The sequence below is a fragment of the Arthrobacter sp. UYEF20 genome (genome assembly GCF_040546335.1).
In the GTDB taxonomy this organism is placed as follows: Bacteria; Actinomycetota; Actinomycetes; order Actinomycetales; family Micrococcaceae; genus Arthrobacter.
Genome location: NZ_JBEPNP010000008.1, coordinates 98,479 through 113,485 on the forward strand (window position 1 = coordinate 98,479; position 15,007 = coordinate 113,485).

The 15,007-nt window shown below is 67.2% G+C and carries 14 protein-coding genes; 8 read left to right on the plus strand and 6 right to left on the minus strand.

Features of this window, described 5'->3' with window-relative positions; genetic code table 11:
* Positions 1 to 79 precede the first annotated feature (79 nt).
* The gene (gene mca, locus ABIB26_RS11075; protein ID WP_354242615.1) at positions 80 to 985 is read right to left on the minus strand and encodes a mycothiol conjugate amidase Mca; all 906 of its coding nucleotides are present in this window, start codon (positions 983 to 985) and stop codon (positions 80 to 82) included.
* A 155-nt stretch (positions 986 to 1,140) separates the two neighbouring features.
* Between mca and ABIB26_RS11080 the strand changes: the two genes are divergently transcribed.
* Both ABIB26_RS11080 and greA read left to right on the plus strand, forming a co-directional pair.
* Positions 1,141 to 1,599: a DUF4307 domain-containing protein gene (locus ABIB26_RS11080; protein ID WP_354242618.1), complete on the plus strand. Its 459-nt coding sequence runs from the start codon at positions 1,141 to 1,143 to the stop codon at positions 1,597 to 1,599.
* Between the two features lie 179 nt (positions 1,600 to 1,778).
* The gene (greA, locus tag ABIB26_RS11085; protein ID WP_354242621.1) at positions 1,779 to 2,273 is read left to right on the plus strand and encodes a transcription elongation factor GreA; all 495 of its coding nucleotides are present in this window, start codon (positions 1,779 to 1,781) and stop codon (positions 2,271 to 2,273) included.
* Positions 2,274 to 2,377: 104 nt separating this feature from the next.
* Here greA and ABIB26_RS11090 read toward each other — a convergent pair whose 3' ends face one another.
* From ABIB26_RS11090 to ABIB26_RS11105, 4 genes are read right to left on the minus strand one after another with little or no spacing between them, the layout of a single operon-like run.
* Positions 2,378 to 3,019 (minus strand): rhomboid family intramembrane serine protease, encoded by a 642-nt coding sequence (locus tag ABIB26_RS11090; RefSeq protein WP_354242624.1) that lies wholly within the window; start codon positions 3,017 to 3,019, stop codon positions 2,378 to 2,380.
* 5 nt (positions 3,020 to 3,024) lie between these two features.
* A complete protein-coding gene (gene ilvA, locus ABIB26_RS11095; protein WP_354242627.1) occupies positions 3,025 to 4,263 on the minus strand; it encodes a threonine ammonia-lyase in 1,239 nt (412 codons plus the stop codon).
* 21 nt (positions 4,264 to 4,284) lie between these two features.
* On the minus strand, positions 4,285 to 5,628 hold the full coding sequence (locus tag ABIB26_RS11100; RefSeq protein WP_354242630.1) for an AI-2E family transporter: 1,344 nt from the start codon (positions 5,626 to 5,628) through the stop codon (positions 4,285 to 4,287).
* A 52-nt stretch (positions 5,629 to 5,680) separates the two neighbouring features.
* Entirely contained in the window at positions 5,681 to 6,637 is a 957-nt protein-coding gene (locus ABIB26_RS11105; RefSeq protein ID WP_354242632.1) for an aldose 1-epimerase family protein, read from the minus strand.
* A gap of 76 nt (positions 6,638 to 6,713) precedes the next feature.
* Between ABIB26_RS11105 and galK the strand changes: the two genes are divergently transcribed.
* Complete coding sequence (galK, locus tag ABIB26_RS11110; RefSeq protein ID WP_354242634.1) at positions 6,714 to 7,889, plus strand: galactokinase; 1,176 nt, start codon at positions 6,714 to 6,716, stop codon at positions 7,887 to 7,889.
* A 20-nt stretch (positions 7,890 to 7,909) separates the two neighbouring features.
* Positions 7,910 to 9,148 (plus strand): acetyl-CoA C-acetyltransferase, encoded by a 1,239-nt coding sequence (locus tag ABIB26_RS11115; RefSeq protein WP_354242636.1) that lies wholly within the window; start codon positions 7,910 to 7,912, stop codon positions 9,146 to 9,148.
* 87 nt (positions 9,149 to 9,235) lie between these two features.
* Here the strand turns inward: ABIB26_RS11115 and ABIB26_RS11120 are convergent, their stop codons facing one another.
* Positions 9,236 to 10,153: a Bax inhibitor-1/YccA family protein gene (locus tag ABIB26_RS11120; RefSeq protein WP_354242639.1), complete on the minus strand. Its 918-nt coding sequence runs from the start codon at positions 10,151 to 10,153 to the stop codon at positions 9,236 to 9,238.
* A 538-nt stretch (positions 10,154 to 10,691) separates the two neighbouring features.
* On the opposite strand from ABIB26_RS11120, the gene ABIB26_RS11125 reads away from it, so the two are divergent.
* From ABIB26_RS11125 to ABIB26_RS11140, 4 genes are read left to right on the plus strand one after another with little or no spacing between them, the layout of a single operon-like run.
* Positions 10,692 to 11,975, plus strand: coding sequence for a branched-chain amino acid ABC transporter permease (locus ABIB26_RS11125; protein WP_354242642.1), 1,284 nt, complete (start codon positions 10,692 to 10,694; stop codon positions 11,973 to 11,975).
* A 9-nt stretch (positions 11,976 to 11,984) separates the two neighbouring features.
* Positions 11,985 to 12,953 (plus strand): branched-chain amino acid ABC transporter permease, encoded by a 969-nt coding sequence (locus ABIB26_RS11130; RefSeq protein ID WP_354242644.1) that lies wholly within the window; start codon positions 11,985 to 11,987, stop codon positions 12,951 to 12,953.
* On the plus strand, positions 12,950 to 14,020 hold the full coding sequence (locus tag ABIB26_RS11135) for an ABC transporter ATP-binding protein (RefSeq protein WP_354242647.1): 1,071 nt from the start codon (positions 12,950 to 12,952) through the stop codon (positions 14,018 to 14,020). Before ABIB26_RS11130 ends, ABIB26_RS11135 begins: the two co-directional genes overlap by 4 nt.
* Positions 14,017 to 14,790 carry an ABC transporter ATP-binding protein gene (locus tag ABIB26_RS11140; protein WP_354242649.1) on the plus strand — a complete coding sequence of 258 codons (774 nt, stop codon included), beginning with the start codon at positions 14,017 to 14,019 and terminating at the stop codon, positions 14,788 to 14,790. Before ABIB26_RS11135 ends, ABIB26_RS11140 begins: the two co-directional genes overlap by 4 nt.
* The last annotated feature ends 217 nt before the right edge of the window (positions 14,791 to 15,007 follow it).

The following is a 15,007-nucleotide window of genomic DNA, read 5'->3' on the forward strand; positions in this document are numbered from 1 at the left end:
TCTGAATGACCGCTTCTGAACCGCTTCTGGAACACGTAAACGTCACAGTTCTACACGGCATAGAAAAGGCCTTCTGGCTCTATCTTAGCCCGGCGAAGAAGTCCTTTTCAGGCAGGTCCACCGGGATCCTCGACTGGATCAGCGAATAATCCTCCCACGGCCAGACGCGGCGCTGCATCGCCGGCGACACGGCGAAGAAGAAGCCCTCCGGGTCCACCTGGGTGCGGTGTGCGCGCAAGGCGTCATCCCGCGCCTCGAAGAAGTCCCCGCACTCGATCTGGGTGGTGGTGGCGTGGGTCGGCGCGGGTGGGGTGTGCCCTTCCGCATCGGCCTCGAGCCAGGCAGCGATCCGCTCCGCGTAAGGCGACTGGAGCCCGGATTCCTCCAGCGCGAGGTGCAGGGCGCGGAATCGTTCGGGGCTGAAGGCGCGGTCGTAGTAGAGCTTGCTGGGCGCCCACGCCTCGCCGGTTCCCGGATAGCGGGCCGGGTCGCCGGCCGCCTCGAAGGCCTCGGCCGCCACGCGGTGCGCCATGATGTGGTCCGGGTGCGGATAGCCGCCGTTCTCGTCGTAGCCGAGGATGACCTGCGGCTTGAACTCCCGGACCAGGCGCACCAAGGGGGCGGCGGCCCGCTCAAGGGGCTGCGTGGCGAAGGAGCCCACCGGCAGGGGCGGCAGCGGATCGCCCTCCGGAAGTCCGGAGTCCACGAAGCCCAGCCAGCGCTGCCGGACGCCGAGGACCCCGGCCGCGCGGTTCATTTCGAGCCTGCGGGCTCCGGCCATGTCGCGTTTGGGGTGCGGCTCGCCCTCCATCGCGGGATTCTGGATGTCACCGCGGGAGCCGTCGGTGCAGGTCGCCACGAGGACGTCGATGCCGGCCGCCGCGTACATGGCCATGGTGGCGGCGCCCTTGCTCGATTCGTCGTCGGGATGAGCATGGACAGCCAGCAGTCGGAGCGGCGCTGACGGGCTGGGGGACGCTGTCATCGTGGGACGGCTCCTCTTTCTACAGGTCTTCTTCTACAGGACTTCGGATTCGGGACTACATATGCGGGACTACTTACACGGGTCATCGTGCAATGGGATCGGGCCGGACCGTCGGCGCGGATTTTCCCCGCCCCGATCCACACTAAACTGGACTGGTGACTTCCGAGGATCAGCCTGCCGCGCCCGCGCCGGCATCTACCAGCCTAGCCAATCGATACGGCAGCCAAAAGCGCGCGCTGACCGGCAGGACCAAACGCTACATCCTGGTTGCCACTCTTGCGGTGGGGATCGGGTTCATGGCCTGGGTCTCGACGTCGAACTCGACGGACAGCATTACCTTCAAGGACATCGGCTACAGCACTCCGGACGCCACCCTCGCCGAGATCGATTTCCAGGTCACCAAGGACCCCGGCACTGACGCCAGGTGCGCCGTCAAGGCGCTGGACGCCAAGTTCGCCGTGGTCGGCTGGAAGGTGGTGGACGTCGGGCCCAACGCCGCCGATGCCGGCACCGACGGCGGCCGCACCACCGTGCTCCGGGCGCTCGTCCGGACCGAATCCCAGGCGGTTTCCGGCGTCGTCGACAGCTGCTGGATTCCCGACGCCGCCAAATAGCCCGGCAGCGGGGCGGATGGCCGTAACACGGTGTGATCCGCACCGCAGTGTTCTTTGGTTTATCCACAGGATTGACTACAATGGATCAATACCCTTTCCCCGCTGAGCTGGTTACTGAGTTCCATAAGTGGCCACCGTGGCGGGGTCTTTGCTTGTTTGACCACAAAAAGGAGAAGTCCGTGTCTACCCCCAACAGCGCAACGGCAGCTTGGCTCACCCAGGAAGCTTTTGACCGCCTGAAGGCAGAGCTGGACCACCTCTCCGGCCCCGGCCGTGCGGAAATCGTTCAGAAGATCGAAGCTGCCCGCCAGGAAGGCGACCTCAAGGAGAACGGCGGATACCACGCGGCCAAGGAGGAGCAGGGCAAGATCGAGGCCCGGATCCGCCAGCTCACCGCCCTCCTGCGGGACGCCCACGTCGGCGAATCGCCGGCTGACGACGGCATCGTGGAGGCCGGAATGATTGTCGTTGCCAAGATCGCGGGCGACGAGGAGACCTTCCTGCTGGGCTCCCGCGAGATCGCCGGCGATTCCGACCTCAACGTCTTCAGCGAGAAGTCCCCGCTGGGTGCCGCGATCGTCGGCCACAAGGAGGGCGACAAGCTCAGCTACACCGCCCCGAACGGCAAGGTCATCGCGGTGGAGATCATCTCCGCCAAGCCGTACGTCGGCTAAGCACCCGTGCATGCCGCCCAGCGGCGGAACACCTTAACGCAGAACGACGCCGGTCCTCCCCCTTGCGCGGGAGGGCCGGCGTCGTTCTGCTGTGCGTGCAGGCCCTACCGTCCGGCGCGCAGCGCACCGGCGCGCCGGGCCCCGCCGCCGCGGGTGCTCAGCAGCAGCGCCGCCGCGACACCGCCGATCGCCCCGCCGAGGTGCGCCTGCCAGGAGACGAAGCTCGCCACGGTGGGCAGGATGCCGAAGAGGATGCCGCCGTAGCTCATGAACAGCACCACCGACAGCACGATCTGCCACCAGTTGCGGTTGAAGAATCCACGCACCAGCAGGAAGGCGAAGAGGCCGAAGACCAGGCCGGACGCGCCCACGGTCACTTTTAGCCCGCCGATCAGCCACACCACGGCCCCGGACCCCAGCCAGCTGGCAGCCAGGGCGGTGATGAAGACCCGCCGTCCGGACAGGAACACCAGGAATCCGAAGATGATCAGCGGGAGGGTGTTGGAGATCAGATGGGCCAAATTGGCGTGCAGCAGCGGGAACGTCAGGATGTCCACGATCCCGTCCAGGCTGCGCGGCCGCAGCCCGAAGGTGCGGTTCAGGGAATGGAACAGCACGGTGTTGATGATCTCGATCAGGTACAGCAGCAGCACGAAGGAGCCCACCACCAGCAGTCCCATGCGGGCCCGCACCGCGGTGGTGTTGCCGGCGCCTGGCCGTTCGTTCCGGGAAGATTCGAGGGTCATGGGGCCTAGTGCACCACGATCGGCTGGAAGCCCTCGGCCCGGAGTGCCGCGAGGACCTGTTCGCAGTGTTCGTGGCCCTTGGTTTCCAGGTTCACCGTGATGGACACGTCGCCCATGCTGATCGACCCGCCCACCCGGGTGTGGTCCAGGCCGGTCACGTTGGCGTCATTCTCGGCGATGATCCGGGCGATCGTGGCAAGCGAGCCGGGACGGTCGTCCAGCATCATGCGCACCGTCATGTAGCGGCCCGCGGCGGAGAGGCCGCGCTGGATGACTTTGAGCATCAGCATCGGATCGATGTTGCCGCCGGAGAGGACCACCGCAACGGTTCCGGGGTTCTCGATCTTGCCTTCCATCAGCGCGGCGACGCCGACGGCCCCGGCAGGTTCGACCACCATCTTGGCGCGTTCCAGCAGGAAGATCAGTGCCCGGGCCAGGGCGTCCTCGCTGACGGTGACGACGTCGTCCACGAGTTCGCGGATGATGCTGAAGGGCAACTGCCCGGGCCGTCCCACGGCGATGCCGTCGGCCATCGTGGAGACGCGCTTGAGCGGCACCAGGGCGTCCGCGGCGAGCGACGGCGGGTACGCCGCGGCGTTTTCGGCCTGCACCCCGATGATGCGGATTTCCCGGCCGAGTTCCCTTGCCCGGGCCTTGACGGCCACGGCGACGCCGGCGAGCAGTCCCCCGCCGCCGACGCCCATCAGGATGGTGTCCACGTTGGGGACCTGCTCGAGGATTTCGAGGCCGACGGTGCCCTGGCCGGCAACGACGTCGACGTCGTCGAACGGGTGGACAAAGACGGCGCCGGTTTCGTCGGCGTAGCGCTTCGCTTCGGCCAGGGCCTCATCGACGTTGTGGCCGTGGAGCACCACTTCGGCGCCGTGGCTGCGGGTGGCGGCGAGCTTGGGCAGGGCGACGCCGAGGGGCATGTAGATGCGGGCCTTGATGCCGAGGCTCTTGGCCGCGACGGCCACGCCCTGGGCATGGTTGCCGGCCGAGGCGGCCACGACTCCGCGCTTCTTCTCTTCCGGGGAGAGTTTTGCCATCCGCACGTAGGCGCCGCGGACCTTGAAGGAGCCGGCGCGCTGCAGGTTCTCGCATTTGAGAAGCACCTCGCCGCCCACCATGCTGCCGAGGGCCCGGGATGACTCGACCGGCGTCCGGGTAATAATCCCGTCGAGCAGCTTCTGCGCCTCCAGGACATTGTCCAGCGTGACGGGCAGGCGCTCAAGGGTAATCACGAACGAGTCTCCTTCTTCGGATCAGGCTCCGGCGCCCCGGCCGGCATCGCTGCCCGGGTCACCATGGTGGTGTGCGGCGTCCCCCCGGGTGCCGCGCGTTCGGCCCGGCAGGTGGACGTCTCTGAAAGTGTTGTCGGCGCCGGGCTCGGCAGGGGCAAGGACGCCCTGATGACCCGCGGCTGCAAGCACCTCATCATGTTCCCACGTTCTGCCGGCAATGTAGCGAACCGACGAGTTTGCGACGGCGAGGATCGGTACGGAGAACAGCGCCCCCGGGATCCCGGCGAGGTAGGATCCGGCCGCCACGGACAGGATCACGGCCACCGGATGCAGGGCTACGGCCTTGCCCATCACGAGGGGCTGCAGGATGTGGCTTTCCAGCTGCTGCACCAGCAGCACGATGCCCAGCATGATCAGCGCGTTGACGGGCCCGTTGGCCACCAGCGCCAGCAGGACGGCGACGGCCCCCGTGACGAGCGCACCGACGATGGGGATGAAGGAGCCGAGGAACACCAGGACGCCCAGCGGCAGGGCGAGCGGCACTCCGATGATGGCGGCGCCGGCTCCGATGCCGACGGCGTCCACGAAGGCCACGAACATCTGGATCCGCGCGTAGCTGACCATCGACGTCCAGCCCTTCCGGCCGGCTCCGTCCGTGGCGGCTCGGGCCTTCCGGGGCAGCAGCCGGACGAGGAAGCCCCAGATCCGGCTGCCTTCGAGCAGGAAGAAAATCAGTATGAAGAGGGACAGGACCAGTCCGGCGGCGAAGTGGCCCGCGGTGCTGCCGAAGGAGAGGGCGCCGCTGAGGATGCTGCTGCTGTTGTTCTGCAGTGCGGCGGTGGCATCTTTGAGGTACTGGTCGATCTGGGCGGCGGACAGGTGCAGCGGCCCCTCGGAAAGCCAGCCCTGGATCTGCTGCACTCCGGTGAGCGCCTGGCTCCACAACTCGGCAAAACCGGATACGAGCTGCCGTCCCACCAGGGCAAGCGCGCCGGCGATGATCCCGACGAAGCCCAGGACCGTGATCGCCACCGAGCCGCCCGTGGGCACCCGGTGCCGCGTCAGCCACCGTGTGACGGGGCTGAGCAGTCCGGCCAGCAGCGCTGCCACCATGACCGGAATGATGAGGAAGCTGATGCGGCCCAGCAACCAGATGAGGGCGCCGCTGAACAGCAGGATCAGCCCCAGCCGCCAGGACCACGCTGCCGCGATCCGGATGCCGTAGGGAATGTCCTGGTCCAGCTCCCGGTCCGTCAGCACCCGGAGGGGCGCGGCCTGTCGGGCGGAGTCGGATGCATTGCGCGGTTCGGATGCATTGCGCGGTTCGGATGCATTGCGCGGTTCGGCGGCGTCAGCTGGCGTCATAGCCCCATGATTCACCAGCGGCGCCCGGATGGGAAACCCCGCAGTAGCTTGCCTAGCCCAGGGACGCGCTGATGCCCCAGCTGATCGCGAACTCCTCCCCCGGCGCCAGCCAGCGCAGTCCGTCTCCGCTGTTGAAGGCGTTGGCCGGCCCGGTCATGGGTTCGATCGCCACCGCCTTGGCCCGGCCCGGGAACTCCGTGGTGATAAAGACGTGGACGTAGCCGCAGTTCGCGTCCTGCCAGAGGCTCACGCTGCGCCCGTCCGCCGCGTGCAGCGTGTGGCGGGCCGCGCCGCCGTCGAACTCCAGGTCCGTGTAGGCGGAGTCGATCTCGAGCCCGGCGACAGGCCGGCCGCCGCGCAGGTCACAGTCGCCGCTGACCGGTTCGGTGCTGCGCGGAATGAGCCGGGCGTCCGTCACGAGTCTGGTGCCGGCGCCGACCGTCAGGGTGAGCTCCCCGCTGGGCACGTCCCCCAGCCGCAGGTACGGGTGGGCGCCAAGGACAAACGGTGCGGGCTCCTGCGAGTCGTTGATCAGCGCCTGCCGGACCACCAGCCCCAGGTCCCCGGCCAGTTCGTAGCGGACCCGGTGGCGCAGCAGGAAGGGGTAGCCGTGCTGGGGGAAGATCACGGCTTCGAGCGTGACCGAGAATTCCGATTCGTCCACGAGTCCGTAGGAGGTGTTGCGCAGCAGTCCGTGGCTGGCGTTGTTCCGCGACACCTCGGTGATGTCGAGCTGCTGTTTTTTCCCGTTGAGGTACCAGAGCCCGTCTTCCACCCGGTTGGCCCACGGCGCCAGGGTGATCCCGGTGGCGCCGGGCGGGATCTCGCCGTCGGCGTAGCTTTCGGTCAGCTGGGTGCCGCCGCGGCTGTAGAGCCGGAGCCCGGCGGCCAGTTCGGTCACGACGGCGAGGGCGTCGCCGCGCCGCAGCTCGTACTGCCGGCCCGAGGCGTGGCGCCGCGCTGCGGGTGCGTCGGGTGGGTTGCCGGGAACGGGGGCTGTCTGATCCATGGGCACCACCGTACAGACCGGCCAGGCAAGCCGTATACCTTGGACCCATGGAGCGCACCACGAACACCGACCAGCCATGACCGCCCCGCTGCCCTCACATCGTCTAGGCACCGGTGAACTCGCCGCCCTGTTCCGGGCCACTTTCGGCGCGGCCCCCGACGGCGTCTGGCAGGCTCCCGGCCGGGTCAACCTGATCGGCGAGCACACGGACTACAACGAGGGGTTCGTGCTGCCGTTCGCGATCGACAGGACGGCCCGGGTGGCGGTCCGGGTCCGGCCGGATTCGACCCTCCGGCTGCTGTCCACTTTCGGCAACCAGGGCCTGACGACGACGGATGCCGGTGACCTGAACCGCGCCACGGCGCGCGGCTGGACGAAGTATCCGCTGGGGGTGCTGTGGGCGCTGCAGCAGCGTGGGCTCCCCGTTCCCGGCCTGGACCTGCTCCTGGACTCGGATGTGCCCCGGGGCGCGGGACTGGCCTCCTCCCATGCCATCGAGTGCGCCGTCATTACCGCGCTGAACGAGCTCACGGCCGCCGGGCTGGGCGTCGAGGACATGGTGCTGGCCACCCGGCGCGCCGAGAACGACTTCGTCGGCGCGCCCACAGGCATCATGGACCAGTCGGCCTCGCTGCGCGGCTCAGCCGGCCATGCCGTCTTCCTGGACTGCCGGGACCAAAGCGTCCGCCTCGTGCCGTTCGACGCCTCCGGTGCCGGGCTCCAGATGCTGGTGATCGACACGAAGGTGTCGCATTCCCATGCCGCCGGTGGCTACGCCGTCCGGCGCGCCTCCTGCGAGCTCGGGGCGGAGGTGCTCGGGGTGGCGTCCCTGCGCGATGTGGGACTCGAGGATCTTGGTGAAGCGGGCGGGCTCCTGGACGAGGAGACATTCCGCCGGGTCCGCCACGTCGTCACCGAGAATGACCGCGTGCTGCAGACGGTCGAGCTGCTCCGCAGCGTTGGACCCCAGTCGATCGGTCCCCTGCTCGATGCCTCCCATGCCTCGATGCGGGACGACTTCGAGATCTCCTGTCCCGAACTGGACCTCGCGGTGGAAACTGCACGCTCGGCGGGCGCCCTCGGCGCCCGCATGACCGGAGGCGGCTTTGGCGGCTCCGCGATTGCGCTCACGCCGGTGGGCGCGGTACGGGACGTGCGGGCCGCCGTCGAACGGTCCTTTGCGCAGGCCGGCTACGCGGCTCCCGACGTCTTCAGCGTCCGCCCCGCGGCCGGGGCCATGCGCCTGGCATGACCGGAGCGTAGGCTGGGCGCATGCCAGAAGCCGTCATCGTTTCCACTGCCAGAGGCCCCATCGGACGCGCCTTCAAGGGCTCGCTGAAGGACGAGCGGCCCGACGACCTGGCTGCCGCCATAGTGAAGGCCGCGCTGGCCAAAATACCAGCCTTCGACGCCGCGGACGCGGACGGCCAGGGCCTGGACGACCTGTATCTGGGCTGCGCGGAACCGAGCGGTGAAGCGGGCTCCAACATGGCCCGGGTGGTCGCCATCCTGGCCGGCCTCGACAACGTCCCGGCCGCCACCGTCAACCGTTTCTGCGCCTCCAGCCTGCAGACGCTCCGGATGGCCTTCCACGCCATCAAGGCCGGCGAAGGCCAGGCCTTTGTCTCGGCGGGAGTGGAGGCGGTGTCCCGGTACCGCGACTGGGCGGGGGCCGGAGAAACCGACGCGAGCACCCACAACCCGCAGTTCGACGCCGCCCGGAAGCGCACGGCGGCCCGCGCCGCCTCCAACACGCCGTGGACGGACCCCCGGCTGGGCGGCCGGATGCCGGACATCTACATTTCCATGGGCCAGACCGCCGAGAACGTCGCCACCAGCTATGGCATCAGCCGGGCGGACCAGGACGCCTGGGCCGTGCTCAGCCAGAACCGCACCGAAGCGGCCATCGCCTCGGGCTTCTACACCCGGGAGATCACGCCGTACACGCGGAAGGACGGCGTCGTGGTCGGCCGGGACGATTCGCCCCGGGCGGGTGTCACCTCCGAGTCCGTCAGCGCCCTGCAGCCCGTCTTCCGCAGCGAAGGCACCGTCACAGCCGGCAATGCCTGCCCGCTGAACGACGGCGCCGCCGCCGTCGTGGTCATGAGCGAGGTGCGGGCGCGCGAACTCGGGCTGGCGCCGCTCGCCCGGATCGTGTCCACCGGCGTCAGCGCCCTCTCCCCCGAGCTGATGGGCATGGGACCGGTGGAGGCCAGCCGGCGGGCGCTGACGCTCGCCGGGCTGGGCATCGGGGACATCGACCTCGTGGAACTCAACGAGGCGTTCGCGGTCCAGGTCGTGGCGAGTGCCAAGGAGCTCGGGATCGACCACAGCAAGCTCAACGTCCACGGCGGCGCCATTGCACTGGGGCACCCGTTCGGCATGACCGGCGCCCGGCTGGCCACGACCCTGCTGAACGGACTCCGGGAGCGGGATGCGCAGCTGGGGCTGGCCACGCTGTGCGTCGGCGGCGGGCAGGGCATGGCAGTGGTCCTCGAACGGCTGGGCTGAGCCGCAACGCGCCTGGACCGGCATGCAAAAGGGGAGCCCCGCCGTGCGGCGGGGCTCCCCTCGATTTAGTTCTCCGGGACCGGTCGGTTAGTCGTTACCGCGGAGGATCGACAGCAGGCGGATGATCTCGACATACAGCCACACGAGGGTGACCGTGAGGCCGAAGGCAGCGGTCCAGGAGAAGCGGCTCGGAGCACCGCTGCGGACGCCGGCTTCGATGCTGGTGAAGTCCATGATCAGGGAGAAAGCGGCCAGGCCGATCGCCAGCAGGCCAATAAAGACGCCCAGCGGGATGCCGAAGATCTCCACGCTGGTCCGCAGACCGAACGGGGAATCGACCGCGCCGGTCCACATCATGACCATGTTGATGAGCGCGAAAACGGCGTAGCCGATCATGGCGATCATGAAGAAGCGCATGGCCTTCGGGGTGGCGCGGACCTTGCCGCTCTTGAAGAGCACCAGGGTCACGGCGAAGACCGAGAGTGTGCCGATGACGGCCTGCAGGCCCACGCCCGGGAACATTCCGTCGAGGATCCGCGTCAGACCGCCGAGGAAGAGACCTTCCAGGCCGGCATAGGCCAGGATCAGCGCCGGTGAAGGCTGCTTCTTGAAGCTGTTGACCAGCGCGAGGACGAATCCGCCCAGCGCGCCGACGATCATCAGCATGGAAGCCAGGCCCTGAGCCACGACGAGGGTCACGGCTGCGCCGACGATCAGTACACCGAGGCAGGCGGCGGTCTTGACGATGACATCGTCAAAGGTCATGCGGCCGGTATCGGCGGGCCCGGCCGCGGGCCGGTTGTACATGTCCTGGAGCTGGTCCTGGGTCATGCCCTGCTGGGCCGCGCCAAAGCCGCCCTGGCCGTACTGACCCTGGCCGAACTGTCCCGGGGCGTAGCCGTTCTGACCGTAGGCTCCTTGCCCGTAGGCCTGCTGGGCAGGCGGTGCCTGGGTGGCTCCACGGAAGTTCTTTCCGTTGAAGATCGGGTTTCCGCCAAGTGCCATTGCGGGTGTCCTCCAAATAAAGGGGGTGAATGATTATCGGTGGTGAGCCGTTAGTCCATGGTTGCAGCCCACGCTACCAATTTCCACGACTGGCGGGCAGGGATAGTTCCCCCGGGACCCCGGCCGCAACCCAACCGTGATCTCCCCGGCGCGGTTTTCCGCCCTGAGGCCGCCACGGACTCCGAATGTTTAGGAATACTCGGAATCAACAAAAGTTTTCTTTAGCGCAGGTAAATGACAGCATGGGGCGGGCTTCACGGTTGTTACCCGATCGCGACGTTATCCCTGCTCGCAGCGGCATTCATTGCCCTGAACGGGCTGTAACATGGGCCAAACAGGGTGACGAACATCACAAGCTAGTCCGTTTTCTATCCATCTGCATCGCACCACGTACCACCCCTCGTTATCCCTTCGTCATCCTGACTGTTCGCAGCGGTTGCAAAGGCGCAACCCAGACCACCCCCATGTGGAGGTTTTCAATTTGAGAAGCACACCGAGAGGCCTGTCGCAGAGACGGCGCGGCAGTCTGCTGAAAGCTGTGGGGGCCGTATTCGCCGCCGTGGCCGCGCTACTGCTCATCGTCGCACCGGCATCGCAGGCCACGACTCCCTCGCCGGCACCATCCCCGTCGGCCACCACGTTCCAGAACAGCATCAGCGGCTTCCTGCGCGGCGACGACCGCGCCCCGATCGCCGACGTGACCATCACCGCCAAGAGCGGTGACTTCACGGGAACCACGAAGTCGGGAGCCAACGGTTCATGGACCATCGGCGTCCCCACCCAGGGAACGTACGAGGTCCAGCTGGACGAATCCACGCTGCCGCAGGGCATCAAGCTCGCCGACGGCCAGGAGAATCCCCGCAAAGTCACCTTCAGCCAGACCTCCAACCTCTCGGTGATCTTCGCCTTCGGCAAAGGCATAGTCGTCCAGCAGCAGGACTTCGGCCAGAACCTGATCAACCGCCTCGTGGCGGGCCTCAGCTTCGGGCTGCTGCTCGCCCTCGCCTCCGTGGGCTTGTCACTGATCTTCGGAACAACCGGACTGACCAACTTCGCGCACGGCGAGATGGTCACCCTCGGCGCCGTACTGGTCTTCGCGTTCAACGCGATGAACCTCCCGTTCTGGCTGGCCATCATCCTGGCCCTGCTCGGCGGCGGACTGTTCGGCTACGTCCAGGACACCGGCCTGTGGAAGCCGCTGCGGCGCCGCGGTACGGGTCTGGTCCCCATGATGATCGTCAGCATCGGCCTGGCACTGGCCGCCCGCTACGTGATCCAGTTCTTCTTCGGCGGCGCAACAAAGCAGCTGCCTTTCGCCCAGAGCCCGGAAATCCAGATCGGCCCGGTCTCCATCTCCCCCAACAACCTCTGGTCACTCGTGATCAGCGTGGTCGTCATCGCCCTGATCGGCATCGTCCTGCTGAAGACCCGGCTTGGCAAGGCGACCCGCGCGGTGGCCGACAACCCGGCCCTGGCTGCGGCCTCCGGCATCGACGTCGACTCCGTCATCCGGATCGTCTGGGTCACCGGCGGCATGCTGGCCTCCCTCGGCGGCATCCTCTGGGCGTACTACCGTCCCGGCGTCACCTTTGACATGGGCTCGCAGATCCTGCTGCTCATCTTCGCCGCCGTCACCCTGGGCGGCCTCGGCACGGTCTTCGGTGCCCTGATCGGATCCGTCATCGTCGGCATCTTCGTGGAGCTGACCACCGTGTTCGGCCTCGCCGCCGACCTCAAATATGTGGGAGCGCTGTTCATCATGATTGTTGTCCTCTTGTTCCGTCCTCAGGGCATTCTGGGCCGCCGCGAGCGTGTGGGTTAGGAGACAGCCATGGACTTCGGATTCATTTTTTCAAGCGCTGCCGGCGAACTGTTCAGTCCGACGACGGCGGCCTACGCCCTCGCCGCCTTGGGCCTTGCAGTTCACTTCGGCTACTCGGGCCTGCTCAACTTCGGCCAGGCCGGTTTCATGGCGGTGGGAGCCTACGGCTTCGCCATCTCCACGCTGACCTTCAAGGTCCCGTTCTTCCTCGGCCTGCTCATCGCCGTCATCTGCTCGGCCATCTTCGCCATGCTCCTGGGCATTCCAACCCTCCGGCTCCGGGCCGACTACCTGGCCATCGTCACGATCGCGGCGGCGGAAATCGTCCGCTACATCGTCACGACGAACCAGCTGACCTCCGTGACCGGTTCGGCCAACGGCCTGGCCGCCTTCGAAGGCGGGTTCTACGCCATGAACCCCTTCCCGGAAGGCTCGTACCTGGGCATGAACAACCGGGACTTCTTCATCCGCATCGTCGGCTGGGGACTCGTCATCATCTGCTGCACCCTGGTGTGGCTGCTGATGAGAAGCCCGTGGGGCCGCGTACTCAAGGGCATCCGCGAGGACGAAAACGCGGTCCGGTCCCTCGGCAAGAACGTGTACGCCTACAAGATGCAGGCCCTCATCATCGGTGGCGTCCTCGGCGCCCTGGCGGGCATGATCTTCACCCTCCCCCGCGGCGCGGTCCAGCCGGCGAACTACGGCACCGAGCTGACGTTCTTCCTCTACACCGTCCTGCTGCTCGGCGGCCTCGGCACGGTGCTCGGCCCGGTCGTCGGCGCCATGATCTTCTGGGTCGTGCTGTCCCTCACGCAAAGCATCCTGTCCGGCCTGATCGAATCAGGCGCGGTCACCTGGCTGAACACCGTCCAGGCAGGGCAGCTTCGTTACATCCTGGTGGGCGTCGCACTGATGCTGCTGATGATCTTCAGGCCCCAGGGTGTCTTCGGCAACAAGAAGGAGTTGGCGTTCGCATGAGCGAAAAAGCAACAGATGAAAACCTCAACATTGACTACATGACGGACACCCGTCCGATTGCCGCCGGCGAGGCTGCTCCCGGCTGCAAGAAGCGGGACCCGATCGTGGTGGCCGAAAACGTGACCCGCGCGTTCGGCGGCCTTAACGCCGTCGACGTCGAGTACCTTGAGATCCCGCGGCACAAGATCACGGCGCTCATCGGCCCGAACGGTGCCGGCAAGACCACCCTGTTCAACCTGCTCACGGGCTTCGATACGCCGAACTCGGGCACGTGGCAGTTCGAGGGCAACAGCATCGCCGGCGTCTCTTCCTACAAGGTCGCCAGGATGGGCATGGTGCGCACCTTCCAGCTCACCAAGGTCATGGGCAAGCTCACCGTGATGGAGAACATGCGCCTGGGCGCGTCCAACCAGCCCGGCGAGCGGCTGTCCAAGGCCCTGTTCAAAGGCATGTGGGGCGGCCGGGAGAAGGACATCACGGCCCAGGCCGACGTGCTGCTGGAGAAGTTCAAGCTGGACGCCAAGAAGGACGACTACGCGGCGTCGCTGTCCGGCGGCCAGCGCAAGCTGCTTGAAATGGCCCGTTCCCTCATGGTGCGGCCCAAGCTGGTGATGCTCGACGAGCCGATGGCCGGTGTCAACCCGGCGCTGACCCAGTCCCTCCTGGACCACATCAAGAACCTCAAGGCCGAGGGCATGACCGTGCTGTTCGTCGAGCACGACATGAACATGGTCCGCCACATCGCCGACTGGGTGGTGGTCATGGCCGAAGGCAAGATCGTCGCCGAGGGCCCGCCCGCCGACGTCATGAAGAACCCGGCCGTGATTGACGCCTACCTGGGCGCCCACCACGACGTCGATCTCGGCGACTCGGAGGGTATCAAGGAACTCGCCGCCGAACTGGAAGCGGACGAGGAGTCGATTGTCGGCACCGAGAACGCCGGCATCATCTCGCTCGACGTCGTCGCCGCTGAAACGGATTCGCCCCCGGTCCCGGACAGCAACGGTCCGGCCCGCGGCAGGCGCAGCGCCGATGAGCCGAACCGCACAGAGAAGGACACAGAATGAGCGCCACCAGCGCGGCACCCGCCGCACAGCCCGTGCACGATGAGGATTCGGTGGTCAAAGTCACCAATCTGGTGGCCGGCTATCTCCCCGGGGTCAACATCCTCAACGGCTGCAGCATCGAGGCCCGCAAGGGCGAGCTGATCGGCATCATCGGGCCCAACGGCGCCGGTAAGTCGACGCTGCTCAAGGCGATGTTCGGCCTGGTCAAGGTGCATTCGGGCTCGGTTGTGGTCCGGGGCCAGGACATCACCGGGCTCAAGGCCAACAAGCTGGTCAGCAGGGGCATCGGGTTCGTTCCGCAGAACAACAACGTGTTCGCCGCCCTGACCATCGAGGAAAACCTGCAGATGGGCATGTTCCAGCGACCCAAGGACTTCCTCGAGCGGTTCGACTTCGTCACCGGCCTGTTCCCGGAGCTCGGCAAGCGGCGCGCCCAGCGGGCCGGCTCGCTCTCCGGCGGCGAACGCCAGATGGTCGCCATGGGCCGGGCCCTCATGATGAATCCGGCCGTGCTGCTGCTCGATGAGCCCTCCGCGGGCCTCTCCCCTGTCAAGCAGGACGAGACCTTCCTGCGGGTCCACGAGATCAACCGGGCCGGCGTTTCCGTGATCATGGTGGAGCAGAACGCACGCCGCTGCCTGCAGATCTGTGACCGCGGCTACGTCCTGGACCAGGGCAAGGACGCCTACACGGGTACCGGACGGGAGCTCATGAAGGACCCCAAGGTCATCCAGCTGTACCTGGGCACCCTGGCCGACGAAGTCGACTAGCTCCCCGGGCAGTCTCCCCGGGCACTGTCCCAGGGCAGTGTCCCCATGGAAGGGCCGTCACCAGCCGGTGGCGGCCCTTCTGCGTGCCTGGAGTAGCGCTGCGGTATTCCGAGGCCACACGGCGTCTGCGGTCGGCTCCGGGCATCTCCGGGCATCTCCGGGCATCTCCGAAGCCGGACGTGCCTCCCCCGTACGCAAAAGACCCCCGTCCGGACTG